19 protein-coding genes and 1 rRNA gene are annotated in these 19,603 nt (G+C 62.1%); 7 read left to right on the top strand and 13 right to left on the bottom strand.

Annotation, left to right across the window (positions count from 1 at the left end; all coding sequences use genetic code 11):
• From CCOS864_RS18955 to CCOS864_RS18925, 7 genes are all read right to left on the bottom strand, one after another.
• Nucleotides 1–366 (bottom strand): Na+/H+ antiporter subunit G, encoded by a 366-nt coding sequence (locus CCOS864_RS18955; RefSeq protein WP_115087870.1) that lies wholly within the window; start codon nucleotides 364–366, stop codon nucleotides 1–3.
• Complete coding sequence (locus CCOS864_RS18950; RefSeq protein WP_010224304.1) at nucleotides 363–641, bottom strand: K+/H+ antiporter subunit F; 279 nt, start codon at nucleotides 639–641, stop codon at nucleotides 363–365. The genes CCOS864_RS18955 and CCOS864_RS18950 overlap by 4 nt, the downstream gene beginning before the upstream one ends.
• Nucleotides 638–1,126 carry a Na+/H+ antiporter subunit E gene (locus tag CCOS864_RS18945; protein ID WP_115087869.1) on the bottom strand — a complete coding sequence of 163 codons (489 nt, stop codon included), beginning with the start codon at nucleotides 1,124–1,126 and terminating at the stop codon, nucleotides 638–640. Before CCOS864_RS18945 ends, CCOS864_RS18950 begins: the two co-directional genes overlap by 4 nt.
• Entirely contained in the window at nucleotides 1,123–2,808 is a 1,686-nt protein-coding gene (locus CCOS864_RS18940) for a monovalent cation/H+ antiporter subunit D (protein ID WP_115087868.1), read from the bottom strand. The genes CCOS864_RS18945 and CCOS864_RS18940 overlap by 4 nt, the downstream gene beginning before the upstream one ends.
• Nucleotides 2,805–3,149, bottom strand: coding sequence for a Na+/H+ antiporter subunit C (locus CCOS864_RS18935; protein ID WP_010224297.1), 345 nt, complete (start codon nucleotides 3,147–3,149; stop codon nucleotides 2,805–2,807). The genes CCOS864_RS18940 and CCOS864_RS18935 overlap by 4 nt, the downstream gene beginning before the upstream one ends.
• Nucleotides 3,149–6,064 (bottom strand): monovalent cation/H+ antiporter subunit A, encoded by a 2,916-nt coding sequence (locus CCOS864_RS18930; RefSeq protein WP_115087867.1) that lies wholly within the window; start codon nucleotides 6,062–6,064, stop codon nucleotides 3,149–3,151. The genes CCOS864_RS18935 and CCOS864_RS18930 overlap by 1 nt, the downstream gene beginning before the upstream one ends.
• A gap of 149 nt (nucleotides 6,065–6,213) precedes the next feature.
• Entirely contained in the window at nucleotides 6,214–7,161 is a 948-nt protein-coding gene (locus CCOS864_RS18925) for a DMT family transporter (protein WP_115087866.1), read from the bottom strand.
• A gap of 84 nt (nucleotides 7,162–7,245) precedes the next feature.
• Here CCOS864_RS18925 and CCOS864_RS18920 point away from each other — a divergent pair, with 84 nt between their 5' ends.
• Nucleotides 7,246–7,809, top strand: coding sequence for a helix-turn-helix domain-containing protein (locus CCOS864_RS18920; RefSeq protein WP_115087865.1), 564 nt, complete (start codon nucleotides 7,246–7,248; stop codon nucleotides 7,807–7,809).
• Nucleotides 7,810–7,830: 21 nt separating this feature from the next.
• On the opposite strand, the gene CCOS864_RS18915 is transcribed toward CCOS864_RS18920, so the two are convergent.
• The gene (locus CCOS864_RS18915) at nucleotides 7,831–8,388 is read right to left on the bottom strand and encodes a cysteine hydrolase family protein (RefSeq protein ID WP_115087864.1); all 558 of its coding nucleotides are present in this window, start codon (nucleotides 8,386–8,388) and stop codon (nucleotides 7,831–7,833) included.
• Between the two features lie 107 nt (nucleotides 8,389–8,495).
• Here CCOS864_RS18915 and CCOS864_RS18910 point away from each other — a divergent pair, with 107 nt between their 5' ends.
• Nucleotides 8,496–9,476 carry a GlxA family transcriptional regulator gene (locus CCOS864_RS18910; protein ID WP_115087863.1) on the top strand — a complete coding sequence of 327 codons (981 nt, stop codon included), beginning with the start codon at nucleotides 8,496–8,498 and terminating at the stop codon, nucleotides 9,474–9,476.
• A 78-nt stretch (nucleotides 9,477–9,554) separates the two neighbouring features.
• Nucleotides 9,555–10,979 (top strand): FAD/NAD(P)-binding protein, encoded by a 1,425-nt coding sequence (locus CCOS864_RS18905; protein WP_115087862.1) that lies wholly within the window; start codon nucleotides 9,555–9,557, stop codon nucleotides 10,977–10,979.
• Here CCOS864_RS18905 and soxR read toward each other — a convergent pair.
• Nucleotides 10,976–11,440: a redox-sensitive transcriptional activator SoxR gene (gene soxR, locus CCOS864_RS18900; protein WP_115087861.1), complete on the bottom strand. Its 465-nt coding sequence runs from the start codon at nucleotides 11,438–11,440 to the stop codon at nucleotides 10,976–10,978. The two genes, CCOS864_RS18905 and soxR, sit on opposite strands and share 4 nt — an antisense overlap.
• A gap of 88 nt (nucleotides 11,441–11,528) precedes the next feature.
• On the opposite strand from soxR, the gene CCOS864_RS18895 reads away from it, so the two are divergent.
• Complete coding sequence (locus tag CCOS864_RS18895) at nucleotides 11,529–11,906, top strand: antibiotic biosynthesis monooxygenase (RefSeq protein WP_115088493.1); 378 nt, start codon at nucleotides 11,529–11,531, stop codon at nucleotides 11,904–11,906.
• Here CCOS864_RS18895 and CCOS864_RS18890 read toward each other — a convergent pair.
• Entirely contained in the window at nucleotides 11,889–12,659 is a 771-nt protein-coding gene (locus CCOS864_RS18890) for an alpha/beta hydrolase family protein (protein WP_115087860.1), read from the bottom strand. The genes CCOS864_RS18895 and CCOS864_RS18890 overlap by 18 nt on opposite strands.
• Nucleotides 12,646–13,755 carry a DUF3182 family protein gene (locus CCOS864_RS18885; RefSeq protein WP_177414886.1) on the bottom strand — a complete coding sequence of 370 codons (1,110 nt, stop codon included), beginning with the start codon at nucleotides 13,753–13,755 and terminating at the stop codon, nucleotides 12,646–12,648. Before CCOS864_RS18885 ends, CCOS864_RS18890 begins: the two co-directional genes overlap by 14 nt.
• Nucleotides 13,756–14,098: 343 nt before the next feature.
• Between CCOS864_RS18885 and CCOS864_RS18880 the strand changes: the two genes are divergently transcribed.
• On the top strand, nucleotides 14,099–15,259 hold the full coding sequence (locus tag CCOS864_RS18880) for a cysteine desulfurase family protein (protein WP_115087858.1): 1,161 nt from the start codon (nucleotides 14,099–14,101) through the stop codon (nucleotides 15,257–15,259).
• A gap of 56 nt (nucleotides 15,260–15,315) precedes the next feature.
• The gene (locus CCOS864_RS18875) at nucleotides 15,316–17,127 is read left to right on the top strand and encodes an aminopeptidase P family protein (RefSeq protein ID WP_115087857.1); all 1,812 of its coding nucleotides are present in this window, start codon (nucleotides 15,316–15,318) and stop codon (nucleotides 17,125–17,127) included.
• 63 nt (nucleotides 17,128–17,190) lie between these two features.
• Here CCOS864_RS18875 and CCOS864_RS18870 read toward each other — a convergent pair whose 3' ends face one another.
• Nucleotides 17,191–17,472 carry a hypothetical protein gene (locus CCOS864_RS18870; protein WP_115087856.1) on the bottom strand — a complete coding sequence of 94 codons (282 nt, stop codon included), beginning with the start codon at nucleotides 17,470–17,472 and terminating at the stop codon, nucleotides 17,191–17,193.
• 184 nt (nucleotides 17,473–17,656) lie between these two features.
• Nucleotides 17,657–18,544: a threonine/homoserine exporter RhtA gene (gene rhtA / locus CCOS864_RS18865; RefSeq protein ID WP_115087855.1), complete on the bottom strand. Its 888-nt coding sequence runs from the start codon at nucleotides 18,542–18,544 to the stop codon at nucleotides 17,657–17,659.
• A 619-nt stretch (nucleotides 18,545–19,163) separates the two neighbouring features.
• Here rhtA and CCOS864_RS18855 point away from each other — a divergent pair.
• Nucleotides 19,164–19,603, top strand: a 16S ribosomal RNA gene (locus CCOS864_RS18855); the annotation flags it as partial.

The raw sequence follows: 19,603 nt of genomic DNA, 5'->3' as shown, positions 1-19,603 counted from the left end.
TCAGTTGCCGCGATCGCGCCCGCTGCTGACTTCTTCAGGTACTTCATCACCGGCCATGCGCTTGCGAAACAGTGCCGCGCGGGCCAGCAGCAGGGTGGTGACCGGTACGGTGATCGACAGCAGGATCGGAATCAGCCAGGCGTGCAGTACCGGTGACTCCTTGAGTATCGAGAAGTACAGGATCGAGGCCAGTGCCACGCACCAGGCGCCCAGGGTCGAGGCCAGTGCTGGCGGATGCATGCGCTGAAAAAAGTCCTTCAGGCGAATCAGGCCGACGGCGCCGCTCAGGGCGAACAGGCTGCTCAGCAGCAGCAACACGGCGACCAGCACCTCTACCCAGAACGGCAGTTCATTGGCATTGATCATTCGATTACCTCGCCACGCAGGAGGAATTTGGCCAGGGCGAAGGAGCCGACAAAGCCGAACAGCGCGATCAGTAGCGCCCCCTCGAAGTAGGTGTCACTGGCATAGCGGATGCCCAGTACCAGCATCATCAGCATGGCCAGGATATACAGGTAGTCCAGCGCCAATACCCGGTCCTGGGCCGAAGGGCCACGGAACAGACGTACCAGGGTCAGGGCCATGGCCAGGGCGAAGATGAACAGGCTGGCGAGAATGGCATTGGCAAGCAGGCCAGTCATTCGAAGATCTCCATCAGCGGGCGTTCATAGGTGTGCTTGAAGTGCTCGATGAACCGGGTCTCATCGTCCAGATCGAACACGTGCAGCAAGAGGATGCTGCGGTCCAGGGCCAACTCCGACCAGATGGTGCCAGGGATCACCGTGGTGATCATCGACAGTGCGGCCAGGCCGTGGGCATCACGCAGCTCCAGGGGGATATGCACGAACTGCGAGCGCGGCGGACGGCGCTTGGCCGACCATACGCCGCGGGCAACTTGCAGGTTGGATACCAGCACGTCGGCGCCGACCCGCAGGATCAGGCGCGCGATGGTGCCCGGGCGGCGGATGCGGATCGGAAGGGGGCGCAGCGGCGCCATCAGCAGCGGCGCAACGAAGCCCAGCAGGGCACCCAGCAGCAGATTGCCGGGGCTGACCGACAGGTTCAGTACCAGCCACAGCAACCACAGCGACAGAGACAGTAGTGGGGCGGGGAACAAGCGCTTCATGGCTGCACCTCGGTACTCGCAGCCAGGGTGGTTGGTCCAGGGATGGGGCGGGTGCCGAGCACGGCGCTGACGTATTGCTCAGGGTCCTGCAGGCTGGCAGCGGTGTCCTGGGTGTAACGCAGCAATGGCTCGGCACGCAGGCTGAGCACGACGCACAAGCCCAACAGTGCCACGATGGGTATGCATTCATAACGGCGCAGCAGCGGCGATGGGCGTTCCTGTGGTGTCCAGAAGCGCTGGATGCCAACGCGGGTCAGGGCAATCAGCGAGGCCATGCCGGACAACACCAGCAACGCCACCAATATCCAGCCCTCGACGCTCAGCGGCTGCTCCGGCGTTACGCCCAGGCCTTGTGGGTTGAACAGCGCACTGATCAGGCTGAGTTTACCGATAAAGCCCGACAGCGGCGGCATGCCGATGATCAGCAGGGCGCAGGCGATGAAGCTCAAGCCCAGGAAGGCCATGGTCCAGGGGATCACCTGGCCGATCACTGCCTTTTGCTCGTCATCGAGGTTGATGCCTTTGGGGGGGTGCAGCGTTTCTACCGGCGAAGGCAGGCCGTCGCCGTCATCGTCCAGGGGGATCTCGTTGGCCGAGCGCGAACGTTCGATCAGTTCGGCCAGCAGGAACAGCGCACACAGTGCCAGGGTCGAGCTGACCAGGTAGAACAGCGCCGCGGCGGTCAGGGTTGCCTGGCCGAAGCCGATCGCCGCCAGCAGGGTGCCGGCCGAGACCAGGATGCTCAGGCTGGCCATGCGCTCCAGGCGCTGCGCCGCCAGTATCGACACCGCTGCGCAACCCAGGGTGGCCAGGCCGCCATAGATCAACCAATCGCCTCCAAAGAACGCCGAAGCACCGGCCTGGCCGGAGAACAGCAACGTCCACAGGCGCAGCACGGTGTAGAAGCCGACCTTGGTCATGATCGCGAACAGCGCGGCCACCGGTGCGCTGGCCGAGGAGTAGGCCGGCACCAGCCAGAAGTTCAATGGCCAGATCCCGGCCTTGGCCAGGAATGCCGTGGCCAGGATCGCCGCGCCGGCGTGCAGCAGGCCGCGATCGGCCTCCGGTACCAACGGGATTTTCAGGGCCAGGTCAGCCATGTTCAGGGTGCCGGTCACGCCGTAGAGCATCGCCGCGCCAATCAGGAACAATGACGAGGCCAGCAGGTTGATGGCGATGTAGTGCAAGCTGGCCTTGACCCGTGCGCGCCCCGAGCCATGCAGGATCAGGCCGTAGGAGGCAGCCAGCAGCACTTCAAAGAACACGAACAGGTTGAACAGGTCGGCGGTGAGAAACGCGCCATACAGGCCCATCAACTGGATCTGGAACAGGGCGTGGAAGCTGGCGCCGGCGCGGTCCCAACGGGCCATGGCGAACACCAGGGCGCTGACCCCGACGATGCCGGTCAGCACCAGCATCAAGGCTGAAAGGCGGTCGACCACCAGCACGATACCGAATGGCGCCGGCCAGTTGCCGGGCAGGTACACGCCAATCGAGCTGGCTTGCCCCTGGCACTGCACCCATAGCAGCAGGGTGATGGCGATGCCCAGCCCGAGCAGGCTGGAGATCAGGTTGATACGCGCCTTGAGCGGCCGGCGTTTTTCCCCGAGCAGCAGCATCAGCGCTGCGGTCAGCAGCGGCAGCAGGATGGGTGCGACGATCAGTTGGTTCATCGAACTCATTCGTTAGGCTCCCGGCCATCGACATGGTCGGTTCCGGTCAGGCCGCGGGAGGCCAGCAGCACCACCAGGAACAGCGCGGTCATGGCGAAGCTGATGACGATCGCGGTGAGCACCAGGGCCTGAGGCAGCGGATCGGTGTAGTTGAGCAGGTCCTGGGGCACGCCGTCCTTGATGATCGGCTCCTTGCCGATGAACAGGCTGCCCATGCTGAAGATGAACAGGTTGACCCCGTACGACAGCAGGCACAGGCCCATCACCACCTGGAAGGTCCGTGGCCGCAGGATCAGCCAGACCCCGGAGGCGGCGAGCACACCAATGGCGATTGCAATGACTTCTTCCATCAGGCGGCTCCTGCTTGAGTGGGTTTCTGTTGGCTGCCCGGGCGATGACCGCGCACCGACTGGTGGGCCAGCGCGGTGAGGATCAGCAGGGTCGAGCCGACCACCACGGTGAACACGCCGATATCGAAGAACAGCGCACTGGCCAGGTGGGTGTCACCCAGCAACGGCAAGTGCAGGTGCGCGGTATGGGTGGTCAGGAACGGGTAGCCCAGCAGCATCGCCCCGACCCCGGTCAGGGTGGCGCAGAGCAGGCCGGTGCCCATCCAGCGCAGAGGCCGCAGGCTCATCTGTGCCTCGACCCACTGGGTGCCGGCCACCATGTACTGAAGGATGAACGCCACCGACATCACCAGCCCGGCAACGAAGCCGCCGCCTGGCTGGTTGTGGCCGCGCATGAACAGGTACATCGACACCACCAGGGCGATCGGCAGCAGCAGGCGCACCAGTGCCGCCGGCACCATCATGAAGCCCAGCGCGGTGTCGGCCGCGTGGCGCGGGTTGACCAGGTCGGTGACTACGTCAGGTGCCAGCAGGCGCTGCTGGGCCGGCAGCTGCATGCTCTCCTTGGGCGGACGGAAGCGCCGCAGCAGGGCAAACACCGCCAGGGCCACAGCCACCAGCACGGTGATCTCGCCCAGGGTATCGAAGCCGCGGAAGTCCACCAGCATGACGTTGACCACGTTGCTGCCGCCACCTTCAGGCAAGGCCCGGCTCAGGTAGAACGAGGAGATGTCGTTGGGGGTCGGGCGGGTCAGCATGGCATAGGACAGCAGCGCCATGCCGCCACCCACGCCGACCGCCAGCAGCAGGTCGCGCAGGCGGCGCAGGCGGGCGCGTTCCTGGGTGCCCGGCAGCGGCGAGACGCCCTCGATCCGCCGTGGCAGCCAACGCAGACCGAGCAAAATCAGTACCGTAGTGACCACCTCGACCACCAGTTGGGTCAGGGCCAGGTCCGGCGCCGAGAACCAGACGAAGGTGATGCAGGTCATCAGGCCGCAGACACTGACCATGGTCAGGGCCGCCAGCCGGTGATACTTGGCCTGCCAGGCAGCGCCCAGGGCGCAGGCAATAGCGATCAGCCAGAGCATGACGAACACCCCGGAACCGGGAATCTTCGGCCGGTCACCCCAGGTCAGGCCACTGTGCAGCATCGGCAGCAGGCCGGCCAGCAGGGCGATCAGCACCAGCATGAACAACTGCTTCTGCAGGCGGCGGGTGGTGAATATCCGCTCGACGCGCCGGGCGGTGCGCATGATCAGCACCTGGCCGTGTTCGAACAGGCGCTTGCCATTGAATCGCTCGATCAGCGGCGGCGACGGGAAACGCCCGAGCTTGAGCTGATTGCGCAACAGCAGATAGAGCACGATGCCACCGCTCATGGCGATCAGGCTCATGATCAGCGGGGCGTTCCAGCCGTGCCAGATCGCCAGGCTGTACTCGGGCAGGGTGCCACCCACCACCGGCAGTGCGGCGGCGGCCAGCAGCGGGCCGACCGATTGCGCCGGGAAGATGCCGACCACCAGGCAGGTCATTACCAGCAACTCGACCGGTGCGCGCATCCAGCGCGGCGGTTCGTGAGGCGTATGCGGCAGGTCGGTGGCCGGCGGGCCGAAGAACACATCGACGGTAAAGCGCAACGCATAGGCGACGCTGAAGGTACCGGCAAGGGTGGCAATGACCGGCAAGGCCGCTTCGACCCAGGCGGTGGAGCTGATGAACACGGTTTCGGCGAAGAACATCTCTTTGGACAGGAAGCCGTTCATCAACGGTACCCCGGCCATCGAGGCGCTGGCCACCATGGCCAGGGTTGCGGTGAAGGGTATGAGCCGGAACAGACCGCTGAGACGGCGAATGTCACGGGTGCCGCTTTCGTGGTCGATGATCCCCGCGGCCATGAACAGCGAGGCCTTGAAGGTAGCGTGGTTGAGGATGTGAAAGACTGCCGCGACCGCTGCCAGCGGGCTGTTCAGGCCCAGCAGCAGGGTAATCAGGCCCAGGTGGCTGATGGTCGAGTAGGCCAGCAGGCCCTTGAGGTCGTTCTGGAACATCGCCGCGAAGGCACCGAGCACCAGGGTGGCGGCGCCGGCGCCGCTGACGATCCAGAACCATTCTTCAGTGCCGGAGAGCGATGGCCATAGTCGCGCCAGCAGGAACACCCCGGCCTTGACCATGGTCGCCGAGTGCAGGTAAGCCGAAACCGGAGTAGGCGCCGCCATGGCATGGGGCAGCCAGAAGTGGAAAGGGAACTGCGCGCTTTTGCTCAACGCGCCAAGCAGGATCAGGGGTAACAGGACGGGATACAGGGCATGGTTGCGAATCTGCTCACCGGCAGCGAGGACCTTGTCCAGGTCGTAGCTGCCGACCACATGGCCGAGCAGCAATACCCCCGCCAGCAGGCATAGCCCACCCGCTCCGGTAACCATCAGGGCCATGTAGGCACCGCGTCGGGCATCGGCGCGGTGGTGCCAGTAGCCGATCAGCAGGAACGAGAACAGGCTGGTCAGTTCCCAGAAGAACACTATCTGGATCAGGTTGCCGGAGATCACCAGGCCGAGCATGGCGCCCATGAACGCCAGGAAGAAGGCAAAGAAGCGCGGCACCGGGTCTTGCGGGGACATGTAGTAGCGCGCATACAGCGACACCAGGGTGCCGATGCCCAGCACCAGTAAGGAGAACAGCCAGGCGAAGCCGTCCATGCGCAGGACCAGGTTCAGGCCCAGGCTCGGCAGCCACAGGAATTCTTCACGGATCACGCCGCCATGGGCGATCTGCGGGTACATCAAAGCGACCTGAACGGTGCCCACCAGGGCGACCAGTCCGGCCAGCAGCGATTCGCTGTTGCGTGCGTTGTGCGGCAAGACAGCCGCCAGGCAGCTGCCGACAAACGGCAGAAGCAGTAGCACTATCAAGGACATAGATTTCTAATCTGCAGGAGTTTGTAAGGGATCATACGTGGCGACTGGTCGATCACCAACCCGCAAGCTGTCGCAGAATCCTACAAGAGCGCTGTATAAATCCTTTTTTTTATAACAGTTTTTTTCAAAGGATAGACGGCATTTGCCGATCAGAGGCCCGCTTCACGTTCTTCGGCGTCAACCTCCAGCGACGTCTGCTCTTCACTACGGCGGCGAAACTTCAGTTCGCTGACCACCACGGCGATGACGATCAGCAAACCGCCGAGCAAGGCCACGCCCGGCAGGCGTTCGCCAGCGATGCGCCCGACGATGCCGGCCCATACCGGCTCACCGGCGTAGATCAGGGTGGCGCGGGTCGGCGAGACCGATTTCTGTGCCCAGTTCATCGCCACCTGGATCACCGCGCTCATCGCCCCCAGGCCCACGGCACTGAACAGCAACAGCCAGGAAAAGTCCGGCAGGCGCTCCTGGGTCGGTACCACCATCATGAACGACAGCGCCGAAGCGGTGGCCAGTTGCACCACCGTGACCCGACGCACATCGACCTGACCGGCATAGCGACTGATCAGGATGATTTCCGCAGCGATGGCCACGGCACTGACCAGGGTGGCGATTTCGCCGGGGCTGAACTGCAGCGAACCACCGCCAGGGCCGGCCAGCAGCATCAGGCCGGCGAATGCCAGGCCAATGCCCAGGCTTGGCATCAGGCCCGGGCGGCGGCCCAGTACCAGCCATTGCAGCAAGGGCACGAAGGGCACGTACAAAGCGGTGATGAACGCCGACTGGCTGCTGCTGATGGTTTGCAGGCCAACGGTCTGCAGGCCGTAGCCGAGCATGATCGACACGCCGATCAATACCCCGGCCTTGAGCTCCGTGGCGGTCAGGCCGGGCAACGAACGGGCCGAGACCAGGCCGACAAACAGCGCTGCGGCGGCAAAGCGCAGGCCGACGAAAAACATCGGCCCGCTGACCGTCATCACGTTGTGCACCAGCAAAAAGGTGCCGCCCCAGAGCACGGTAATAAACACCAGCACCAGTTCGGCCTTGCTCAGCCGGAAGGAAACGGAAGGGCGTTCAGCAGCGTTCGTTGGGGTCATGGCCTTGCACACGGAAGAGGGTCGACGCACAATTGCGGTGAAAGTGGGCAGTATACTGCGCAACCCCTATTGATGAGCAATATAGTGCACAAAGATTCCAGTCAACGCGCGTCGGTGCTTCAGCACGTCAGCCAGAACATTCGCCACCTGCGTCATGCCGCCGAGCTGAGCCAGAGTGCCCTGGCGGAAAGGTCCGGGGTCAGCCGGCGGATGTTGGTGGCCATCGAGGCCGGCGAAAAGAATGTCAGCCTGACCACCCTCGACCGGATCGCCGAAGCTCTGGAGGTTGCCTTCAGTGACCTGATCAAGGCGCCGGACAACCGCGACCCGAGCCGGATCAACGAGCTGGCCTGGACCGGTGTGCATCCCGGCAGCAAGGCCGTGCTGCTGGCCAGTTCCGCTGCCACCCGCGAGGTGGAGCTGTGGGAGTGGCGCCTCGAACCCGGCGAGGTCTACCCCTGCGAGGCTGATGCCGATGGCTGGAGCGAGCAGTTGTTCGTATTCGAAGGTTGCCTGAGCCTGGAGGTCGAGGGGCAAAAACACCTGCTCAATGCCGGCGAGTTCTTCTCCTTTGCCAGCAACCGCCGCTACGCCTACCGCAATGACGGCGAAGTGGCGACCCGCTTCGTGCGCAATGTGGTGATCTGAGCACGAGGCAGGTCACTGCCTTCAGCGGCTGGCGTCGGTCAAGTATTCCTGGGTGGAAATCACCTGGGCGTAAGCGAAGGCCAGCGACGCCATATAGGCCGCATGCACCTGCGCCGCCGGTACCGTGACGCCGTTGAATTCCAGGGCGCGGGTGGCGCAGGCGTCGTGAACCACGGTGACGCCATAACCGTAATCGGCGGCAGCGCGGCTGACGGCATCGATGCACATGTGGCTCATGCTGCCGATAACCGTGACGTTGCTGATTTGCCCTTCATCCAGCAGATGCTTGAGCTCGGTTCCCAAAAACGCATTGACCTTGTGCTTGAGCACCACTGGCTCACCTGCGCGGTTAGCCGCCTTGGGGTGAATCTGCGCACCCTCGGAGCCAGGGGTGAAGAACGGTGCATCACTGGATTCGAACTCGTGGCGCACATGTACCACCAGGTCGCCGCGGGTGCGGGCGGCGTCAAGGATGCTGGCGGCGTTGTCAGCCGCCGCATCGGCACCGTCCAGGGTCCATTTGCCGCCGGGGAAGTAATCGTTCTGGATGTCGATGACGATCAGTGCCTGTTTGCTCATCTCAAAAGCCTCATGCTGGGGAGTGGTTGTGGCGTGGTGATAGTTATAGGCTTGAGCGATGCGCTTGCGGATTGGCGCGAACGACAAATTGGCGGGAAAAACTGACAATGGCAACGGCGCAGGACACTCTGGAAATTGGCGTGCTGGTCTATCCCGGCGCGCAACTGGCCGCAGTCCATGGCCTGACCGACCTGTTTGCCGTGGCCAATCGCCTGCGCCATGAGCTGGGGGCGTTGGAGCGGCCACAGTTGCGCGTTTGCCATTGGAGCGAGACGCCTGATCGGCAATTGCAGGTAACGTTCGACACGCACCCCGGCACGGGTCATCAAGTGCGCGCCATGATTATCCCGCCGAGCCTGACCCAGGCCCCTTCGCCCGAATTGCTGGAACGCTACCGCGCCAACCTGCGCCAATGGCATGGTGACGGTGCGTTGCTGGTGTCGGTCTGCGTCGGGGTGTTCTTCATCGCCGCCAGCGGCCTGCTCGATGGGCGCCCGGCGACCACTCACTGGAATTTCGCGCAATCACTGGCCGAGCGTTTTCCGCAGGTTCAGGTCGAAGCCAACCTGCCGCTGCTCGACGACGGCGACATCATTACCTCGGCCGGGTTGATGGCCTGGACCGATCTGGGGCTCAAGCTGGTCGAGCGTTACCTGGGCGAGACGCTGGCGGCGGAGACCGCGCGGTTTCTCGCGGTCGAACGGGTCAGCGGCGGGCAACAGCCCGGCAGCGTCTTCAGCCCACGGCTGGACCATGGCGACGAGGCGGTGCTGAAGGTTCAGCACTGGCTGCAGGGCAGCGGTGCGCGTGACGTTTCGCTGACGGCCATGGCCGATTGCGCCGGCCTTGAGCAGCGTACTTTCCTGCGTCGCTTTCGCAGTGCCACCGGTCTCAAACCCACCGAATACTGCCAGCAGGTCAGAGTGGGGCGGGCCTGCCGGATGCTTGAGTTCACCAACCGCAGCATCGATCAGATTGCCTGGGGTGTCGGTTACCAGGACCCAGGTGCCTTTCGCAAGGTGTTCTTCAAGGTGACCGGGCTTGCCCCCAGCGACTACCGGCGACGCCTCGCGACCCGGGCGGGCTGATCCTACTTTGGTACCGGTCGGGCTGCGCTTTGCGCGTCTTGCTGCTTATTATCCGTAGCAAACAAGACGGAGAACGCCATGAGTGCCCCTGAACAACCCGAGAACCCGGCGGCTGATGTGCTGATCATTGGCGGTGGCTTGAGCGGTGCCCTGCTGGCCGCGCAGCTGTTGCGTCAACCGGGGCAACGCCGCCTGCTGATCGTCGAGCCGCGCAGCGACCTAGGCCGTGGTGAAGCCTATAGCGCCACGCACCTGGGGCATACCCTCAATGGCAACGCGGCACGGATGAGTGTCGACCCGGACAATGCCGACGACCTGACCACGTGGCTGGGCCAGCATATTGCAGCGGGTGGTTGGCCAGAATCAGCCGGGCAGCAGGTGCCCGTTGCCGAGCTGTTTCCGCCACGCGGGCTGTTTGGCGTGTATGCGCGCCAGCGTTTGGCCGAAGCGCAGGCGGTGAGTGCGCGACAGGGCTCCTGCCTTGAGCATGTCCAGGACCAGGCCGTTGATCTGGCGGTGGACGATCAGGGCGTCGATGTCAGCCTGGCGGATGGCCGTACTTTACGCGCAACCAGGGCTGTTCTGGCCACCGGCATGTTTGCCGCTGCGCGTACCGCCCAGGTCAGCGACAATGCGCTGAACACGGCATCAGTCGACCCTTGGAACATACCGGCCATGCAGGCGATCGATGCGCACGGCCGGGTGCTCATCATCGGTTCCGGGCTGACCATGGTCGATGCCGTGGTGTCGTTGCAGGCAGCCGGGCATCGCGGGCCGATCGAGGTGTTTTCCCGCCACGGCCTGCTGCCGCAGGTGCGCCGTCAACCGCCCGCGTGGGAAGATTTCCTGGCGGCTGACCTGTCACTGTGCAGTCCGTTGCAACTGCTGCGGGCCTTGCGTGCGCAATGCCAGGCGGCCGGGCAGCAGGGCATCGACTGGCAGGCGCCGCTGGATACCGTGCGCGTGCATATCGCCAGGCTCTGGAGCCAGGCCAGCGAGCGTCACAAGCGCCAATTCGTGCGTCATCTCCGGCCCTGGTGGGAAAGCCATCATCATCGTTCGCCGCCGCAGGGTGCGGCGTTGCTGGCGCGACTGGTCGAACAAGGGCGATTGCGCATTCATGCGGCGTCGTTGCAGGGTGTGGAAACCAGCGCCGACGGGCAGCCAGTGGTAAGGCTGCGCTTTCGCGGGCAAACGCAGGTCGAGCGAATCAGCGCTGCCGCCCTGATCAATTCCACCGGTATTGAGTACGATTGGCGCCGGGTTGCCCGGCCTTTGCCGCAGAACCTGCTGCAACGCCGGCTGATCCAGCCAGGGCCCCTGGCACTGGGCATCGCCGCGGATGCGCAGGGAGCCGTGCAGGATGCCGAGGGCCGCTACAGTCGGCGCCTGTTTGCCATGGGCCCACCCTTGCGTGGTCTGTGGTGGGAAAGTACGGCAGTGACCGATGTCGCTTTGCAGGCCAAGGCACTGGCCCAACGCCTGGTTGGGTATGGCGACTAGTCGTGGTATTCGGGGCCGGGCTCGAGCAATTGCGGGCCCGGGCCCTGCTCGCCGAGTTGATCATCACAGTTGCGCAACGGGCAGCTTTGCAGCGACATGCAACCACAACCGATACAGCTGTCGAGCTGGTCACGCAATACCAAGAGTTTATCGATGCGCCGGGTCAGGTCCTGGCGCCATTGCTCTGACAGCCGTTGCCAATCCTTCACGCTGGGTGCACGACCTACCGGTAGCGTCTGCAGCGCGGCATGAATGGTTGCCAGGGGAATCCCCAGGCGTTGCGCCATCTTGATCACTGCCACCCGCCGCAGCGTGTCGCGTGGGTAGCGGCGCTGGTTGCCGGCGCTGCGGGTGCTGTGGATCAAACCCTTGCTCTCGTAGAAGTGCAGCGCGGTCACGGCTACGCCGCTGCGCGCCGCCAACTGACCCACGCTGAGTACGCTCTGAGCTGAATCGGACATGACACAATATCTCTTGACCTCTAGTTAACTTGAGGTTTTACCCTGCCAGCCATCACACCGCAAGTGCAATGGCAGAGGGAGCATGTTCATGCTGGTTTCAGACAACAGCCTGTGTTTTACCCAGATGATCGAGTTCGAAGTCGCGCCAGCCCGGCAACGCGCGCTGGCCCAGGCGCTGGTGGCGCGCAGCGAGCACCTGGCCGAGCAGCACAATGGTCTGGTCGCAGCCAGCATCCAGGCCAGCGACGATGGCAGTCGGGTCTTGCAGTATTTGCAATGGCAATCGCGGGCGGCCTGGGAGGCGGCTGTCAGCAGCTTCGAGCAGGAGCCGTTCCTGCAGCTGATTCGTCAGCATCAGGCCAGGGGCGTGAACTTCAACACCTTCCAGACGCTCAGCAGCCTGGCCCGGACGGCGGAGCACGGGCTGCACTGCCAGTTGCCGATGACCTCAGGAATACCAGGGTGAATGGTGCGGGTAGCGGTCAAGCCGTGCGCCGATGACCATTTCACTGATCCAGGCACTGAGAATGGAGCTGTAGGCTTTCTGGCAGCGGTCACTGGACAGCGCATGATCGGCGCCGTCAACGATTCTGTGGGTCAGCGAATGGGCGCTGACGAAAGCCGAGCGATAGCTCATCAAGGTACTGTGCGGCACGAAGTCATCCTGCTCCGACTCAACCAGCAGCACGTCACCGGCAAACTCGGCGCAGGCGCCCAGTGCCCGGTTGTCCCCCGGGCCGAGGGGGCGTTGACGGTAGTCGGTCAGGCGTTGACGGTCGAGCGCTTGCTTGGGCAGGTTCCATTCATCGTCCCAGTACAGCGCCGGCACCCGTAACGCCAGCCATTTGACCGGTCGCAACGCTGTCAGCAGCGTCGCCAGGTAGCCGCCGTAGCTGCTGCCGATCAGGGCAATGGCGCTGGTGTCGACCGCCGGGTGACTGACCAGCCGGTCGTAGGCGGCGACCAGGTCGGCCAGGTTCTGCTCGCGGGTAACGCTCAGGCGCTGGCTTTCGGTCTTCTCGTGGCCACGCAGGTCGAAGGTCATGCATACGCATCCCAGGCCGGTGATCTGCTTGGCCCTGGCCAGGTCACGCTGCTGGCTCCCACCCCAGCCATGAACAAAGAGGATTCCGGGAACCTTGGCACCGGGGCTGACAATGGTCCCGGCAATACTTTCGCCATCAACCGGAATCTCGATCCCTTCGCTATGGATGGTCATAGTCGCGAATCCGTGCGTATTTGCAGACTCGTCCGATTTCACTGTCGTCCCCCTGATAAAAAATCGTGGCATCGGCGGGCAGCTCAGGCGCGTCGAAGGCTTCGTGGGTGGAGGCGCGCACGCGCCTCAAAGCCGGGTCGTCGGCGAAAGCTTGCAATGCCAGTACCTCGGCACTGCTGGCGCCGCCGATGCGCCAGGATTGTTCGAGCACGCCGCTGCGCAGCTTGCCCTGGCTGTTCAGGCCGCGGGCGACGTCATAGTTGCGCCGTGAGGCGATAAAGCCGGGGAAGGCTTGCAGCGCTGCCTGCTCGTAGGTTCTTGCCTGGGTGATGGCCAGGCGAAGCTGATCTTCGAGTTCCAACTGCAGCAATACGTCGTAGTCCCCGCGCACCAGCACCAGATCGGAACCGCCGTAGATCTCCTCGCCCTGGTGGTCACGGGTCAGTTGCTGGGTGCCGTAGTAGCTGCACAATATTCCCGCCACCAGGACCTGGCCGACGCTGAAGGTCTGCACCTCGCTCAGGTTCTCTTCCAGGGTCAGGCCCCAGAGCGCGAGTTCCTGTTCGTCCATGGTGCCAAGCGCTTGCTCCAGTCCTTTGATGCTGTCGATCACCGTTTGCCCACGGCCCGCAGTTGCGCGTACGGGCTTGAGGCGCAGCGGTCCCTCTCGCAGCAGCAGCCCGGCGGCACGAATCGCATCCTCCAGGCTGAAAACGCTATAGCCTCGCAACAGCGCATCGCTGGCCAGGCGGGCGAAGTCATCGGTCCAGCCCAGTGGAAAGCGCGCATCGGCGGGCAGCGGATGGGAGATGGCCTTGGTCGCCATGTACGGCTGGCTGACCAAGCCGCCAAACAGGTCGGTGTGCGCCGCGATACCCATTGCCCGGTAGCGCTCGGCGCCGATCAGGGTTTCGGTGGGCAGGTAATAGAAATTCTCCTTCGCCGTTGGTGGCTGGGCAGGCGTAACCACCTCGGTGTGGAACAACTTCGCCAGCCGTTGGGCGAGCTTCAGGTGCACGCTGTGTTCGTGCTCGGGTGTGCTTTGACGTGTGTCCAGCAGCACCACGCCTTGCTTGCGGTCGGTCGATCGGAGCATGGGCAGATCCTCTGCGTGGTTCAGGAGGCTTTCTTGAGTGCGTCGATCAGTTCGTGCTTGCGCATTTTCGAGTGGCCAACGATGCCTTTGCTGCGGGCGTCCCTGGCGTTGCTTCCTTGTGGCATGGCGTTTTCTCCCGGGTAGGACTGTACTGATTGTGAAGTCCGTAAGCGGTAGAAGTTCAGTAGGGCTGATTAGTGGATGGTATTTTGGTTATATAAATATATAAATTGATAATTTATAGTTCTATTGGTGGCTGGTGCAATATGGCGTGGCACTTTACCTACATGGATTTAGGAAGCGCCTACTTTGCAAGGCGACGACAACCAGAGAGCCTGCTGTCATGAACAATCTTCCGCTGTATTTCGACTACGCCGCCACGACACCGGTCGACGAGCGAGTTATCCAGGCCATGGTCAAGTGTCTGGGCGCCTCGGGTAATTTCGGCAACCCGGCGTCAAGCTCCCACTGTTACGGGCAGAGCGCCCGGGCAGCCGTGGAGCGGGCGCGGGGCCAGGTCGCCGGGCTTGTCGGCGCCCGAGCCGAACAGATCATCTGGACGTCGGGGGGCACCGAGTCGAACAACCTGGCGCTCAAAGGCCTCGCCCAGGGGCGCCAGGGTGGTCACATCATCACCAGCCAGATCGAACACAAGGCAGTGCTCGACACGGCTCGCCAGCTTGAACACAACGGCTTCACCCTGACCTTGCTGGCGCCCGACGACCAAGGGCTGATCACCCCCGAGGCGCTACGCAGTGCCCTGCGTGAAGACACCTTCCTGGTTTCGCTGATGCTGGTGAAAAATGAACTGGGGACCGTCAACGATATCCCGGCGTTGGCTGAGGTGGTTCGCCAGCATGGCGCACTGCTGCACGTGGATGCGGCCCAGGGTGCGGGCAAATTACCGATCGACCTGGGCCGCTGGGCGGTCGACCTGATGTCCTTTTCCGCGCACAAAGTTTATGGTCCAAAAGGCATCGGCGCCTTGTATGTCGGCGAGCGCGCCAAACCGCTGTTGCAGGCGCAGATCCATGGCGGTGGCCATGAGGGCGGTTTGCGCTCCGGCACCCTGGCCACCCACCAGATCGTTGGCATGGGCGAGGCGTTTGCCGTGGCCCAGGCGCTGCTCGTGGAAGAAACTGCACGCATCCGCCAACTGCAACAGCGGTTGCTGGATCAATTGCTGCAGTTGCCGGGAGTGCGCCTCAATGGCAGTGCCGGGCAGCGAATCGCGCACACGCTCAGCCTCACGTTCAACGCCGATCACCCCGACTTTTCCCAGCTTGCGCAGTCGCTGGCATTTTCTTCCACTTCCGCATGCAACTCCGCGGCCAATGCTGCTTCTCACGTGCTGCTGGCGCTTGGACTTGAGCCGCAAGCCGCGAGGCAGACCATTCGCCTGAGCCTGGGTCGCTATACCAAGGCGCAGGATATCGACCAGGCGGTGCGGGCAATAAAGACCTCGTTACAGTCGCAACCTTTCTGGGCGGTTGCCCATGGCTGAAGGCTGTTCCATTATCTGCGCCAAGAACAATGGATGCCGTGGTAGCAGGAGTCAGCATGAACACTCAGTCTTCAACGCAGGGAGCGGTGAATACGCGCCTGGCACGTATTCGTGAAGTGATGCAACGTGAGGGCGTCGACGCCTTGTTGGTCCCGTCGGCCGATCCTCACCTTTCCGAGTATCTGCCGGGGTACTGGCAGGCCAGGCAATGGTTGTCCGGTTTTCACGGGTCGGTCGGTACCTTGATCGTTACCGCCGATTTCGCCGGCCTCTGGGCTGACAGCCGCTACTGGGAGCAGGCGGAAAAGGAACTGGCAGGCAGCACCATTGAGCTGGTGAAGCTGCAGCCGGGCAAGCCCGGTCCGCTGGACTGGCTGGCCGATCAGGCCCCGCAAGGTGGGGTAGTGGCCGTGGATGGAGCAGTAATGGCTCTGGCCTCGGCACGTCAGCTAGGCGAGCGCCTCAAGGCTCGCAACGTTCGATTGCTGACTGAGAAGGATCTTCTGGCTCAGGTATGGGACGACCGGCCGCCACTACCGAACAACCCGGTGTATCAGCATCTGCCGCCCGAGGCCACGGTCAGCCGCGCGCAGAAACTGGCCAACTTGCGCCAGACGCTGCGCGCCCGCGGTGCCGACTGGCATTTCATCGCCACCCTGGACGACATTGCCTGGTTGTTCAACCTGCGCGGTAGCGACGTTTCCTATAATCCGGTGTTCGTATCCTTTGCCTTGATCTGCCAGGATCAAGCCACGTTGTTCATGGACTTGAACAAGATCGATGCCCATTTGCGCAGTGTGCTCGAAGTCGATGGCATCACGTTACGTGATTATGCAGAGGTCGCCCAGGCGCTGGCGGCTATTCCAGCTGGCCAGACATTGCTGGTTGATCCTGCTCGGGTGACGAGTGGCCTGCTGGCGAATACCGACAGGGATGTGCGCCTGATTGAAGGACTGAACCCGACTACGCTGTCGAAATCGCAAAAAAGCAAAGCTGATCTTGGGCACATTCGCAAGGCCATGGAGCAGGATGGTGCGGCGCTGTGCGAGTTTTTTGCCTGGTTGGAAGCTGCGCAAGAGCGAGCCGAGTCAATCACCGAACTGACCGTTGACGAGCAGCTGAGTGCCGCGCGTGCGCGTCGTCCAGGTTTTGTCTCGCTGAGTTTTTCGACCATCGCTGCCTTCAACGCCAATGGCGCCATGCCGCATTACCGCGCCACGGAGGAGTCTCATGCCCGTATCGAAGGTGATGGCTTGCTGCTGATCGACTCTGGTGGTCAATACCTGGGGGGCACCACCGACATTACCCGCATGGTCCCCATTGGTAACCCCACTACTGCTCAGAAGCAGGACTGCACGCGAGTGCTCAAAGGGGTTATTGCCTTGTCGCGGGCACGCTTTCCGCGGGGCATCCCGTCGCCATTGCTCGATGCCATTGCCCGGGCGCCCATCTGGGCGGACCAGGTCGACTATGGTCATGGTACCGGGCACGGGGTCGGTTACTTCATGAACGTGCATGAAGGACCGCAGGTGATTGCCTACCAAGCGGCGGCGGCACCTCAGACAGCCATGCAGGAGGGGATGATTACGTCGATCGAGCCGGGTACCTATCGCCCGGGCGAGTGGGGGGTACGTATCGAGAACCTGGTGTTCAATCGCGAGGTGGGCACGAGCGCGTTTGGCGATTTTCTCGAGTTTGAAACCCTGACCCTGTGCCCGATCGATACCCGTTGCCTGCTGCCTGAACGGCTGACCAGCGAAGAGCGCGACTGGCTCAATGGTTATCATGCCCAGGTCAGGGAGCGCCTGGCGCCGCTGCTGGAAGGCGCTGGGCTGGAATGGTTGCAGGGGCGAACCGCAGCCATTTGAACCCGGTATTCGAACAGCAGCAAAAAAGGGCGGCCGTTGGGTCGCCCTTTTTGGTGGGATGCATTACTTGCAGATGACGATCATGCTGCGGCTGGTGTAGCCGGCCGGATTGAGGCCGAAGGGGTAGTCACCAGGCTCGGCGTCGGCATCCCCCGAGCGGGCAATCACTTTGTAACCCTTGCTGCCACATGAGGCCGCAGCCTTGGTGTAGCAATTGTCCCAGGAAGATGAAAGGCCGGAGCAATTGATATGCAGGCCCTTCTTGCCGCGTTTGACTTCAGTCTTCGCCGTCGCCGCACATCCAGCGATGGCCAAAATGGCTAGGATGAGCAAAATTCGTTTCATTCCTGTCCTTAATGCGTACCGGGTCTGTCGCCCGTGTCTAATTTCCTTTGCGTCTTCCCGATGCTTGTTCGCGTCCCTGTCTTGTCAATTAGATATCTTCAAGGTTGACGTTGGGTTACAGCTTAAAGATGGCGGATGCCCGGCACAATGACCAGTGTCTATTTAAATGCAAATATTTCTCAAATCAGTCGGCAGCAACCAATGCCGGGCTTTCCTTGCGCAGCGACAGGGTGGCACCCACTGAAGCGGTGATGATTGCAGCGATAGCCAGCCATTGCGCCACCGTCAGTACTTCACCCAGGAACAGCAAACCTGAAAGTGCACCGAACGCAGGTTCGATACTCATCAGTGTGCCAAAGGTGCGTGCAGGCATGCGTGTGAGTGCCACCATTTCCAGGCTGTAGGGCAGGGCAGTGGAGAGTATGGCCACGCCCAGTGCGATAGGCAGCAGTGCGGGAGTAAGCAGTGCGCTGCCAGCATGGACAATGCCTATTGGCGCTACGAACAGGGCAGCGATCATCACCCCCAGGGCGGCGGTCTGGATACCGTTCTCGGCGCCGGCTTTCTGCCCATATAGAATGTACAGCGCCCAGCACACGCCGGCACCTAGTGCATAGCCGGCACCTACCAGGTCGATGCTGGCGCTGGTCTGGCCAATCGGAATCAGCAGCAGCAAGCCAATGACCGCAAGACCGATCCAGAGAAAATCCACGGCCCGTCGCGAGGCATACAGGGCAACTGCCAGCGGTCCGGTGAACTCCAGGGCTACGGCAATCCCCAAGGGCACGGTCTGCAGCGACATATAGAAGAGGAAGTTCATCCCGCCCAGGGCCATGCCGTAGATGATCACGGTGCGAAGCGTGCTGGCGCTGAGCTTGGCGCGCCAGGGGCGCAGCAGCAACAGCATGATGATGCTGGCGAAGATCAGTCGCAGGGTGGTGGTGCCTTGCGCGCCCACGACAGGGAACATGCTCTTGGCCAGGGAGGCACCGGACTGGATTGAGGCCATGGCGATCAGCAGCAAGCCAATAGGGAAGAGGGTGGCGGCCAGGCTGCGGGGGTGGCTGTTCATTGCGGGAGGGCATTCCTTATATAAGAAGAAGCACGAGCAGCCTATGATGCGCAAAGGCCAAAAAATGAGCAATATACTGCGCATTATTCTTTTATTGGGGGTTTTTTAAATTAACCCTTGACGCCCGATTTAATCTCTCTATAATTCGCCCCACTTCCGGCGCAGTCGGAACTGAAAACTACTTGAGTTTCAAAGAGTTAGCGGTTCCAGGGTCATCCGGAAGGGCTTCGATCGAAAGATCGACAGCGGTGAAAAAGGCAGTTGACAGCGGTTTGAAACGCTGTAGAATTCGCCTCCCACTGACGAGAGATCGCAGCGAGTCAAGTGGTTGAAGTTGAAAGGCTTTTTAATCGAAAGCATCTGAAAAACTTCAAAATAAACGCTTGACAGGCTCTGAGGAAAGCGTAGAATGCGCGCCTCGGTTGAGACGAAAAGCTCTTAACCAACCGCTCTTTAACAACTGAATCAAGCAATTCGTGTGGGTGCTTGTGAGTTCAGACTGATAGTCAAAAAGATTATCAGCATCACAAGTGGCTACACGAAAATCGAAAGATTTGAAAGTAAGTCATTTGAGATTGCTGAGCCAAGTTTAGGGTTTTCTCAAAACCCAAGCAGTATTGAACTGAAGAGTTTGATCATGGCTCAGATTGAACGCTGGCGGCAGGCCTAACACATGCAAGTCGAGCGGATGAGAAGAGCTTGCTCTTCGATTCAGCGGCGGACGGGTGAGTAATACCTAGGAATCTGCCTGGTAGTGGGGGACAACGTTTCGAAAGGAACGCTAATACCGCATACGCCCTACGGGGGAAAGCAGGGGACCTTCGGGCCTTGCGCTATCAGATGAGCCTAGGTCGGATTAGCTAGTTGGTGAGGTAATGGCTCACCAAGGCGACGATCCGTAACTGGTCTGAGAGGATGATCAGTCACACTGGAACTGAGACACGGTCCAGACTCCTACGGGAGGCAGCAGTGGGGAATATTGGACAATGGGCGAAAGCCTGATCCAGCCATGCCGCGTGTGTGAAGAAGGTCTTCGGATTGTAAAGCACTTTAAGTTGG

Origin of the sequence: Pseudomonas wadenswilerensis (genome assembly GCF_900497695.1) — a bacterium.
GTDB classification, from domain to species: domain Bacteria; phylum Pseudomonadota; class Gammaproteobacteria; order Pseudomonadales; family Pseudomonadaceae; genus Aquipseudomonas; species Aquipseudomonas wadenswilerensis.
Note: the sequence above shows the minus strand (reverse complement) of the source record. Positions and strands in the feature narration are given on the sequence as shown.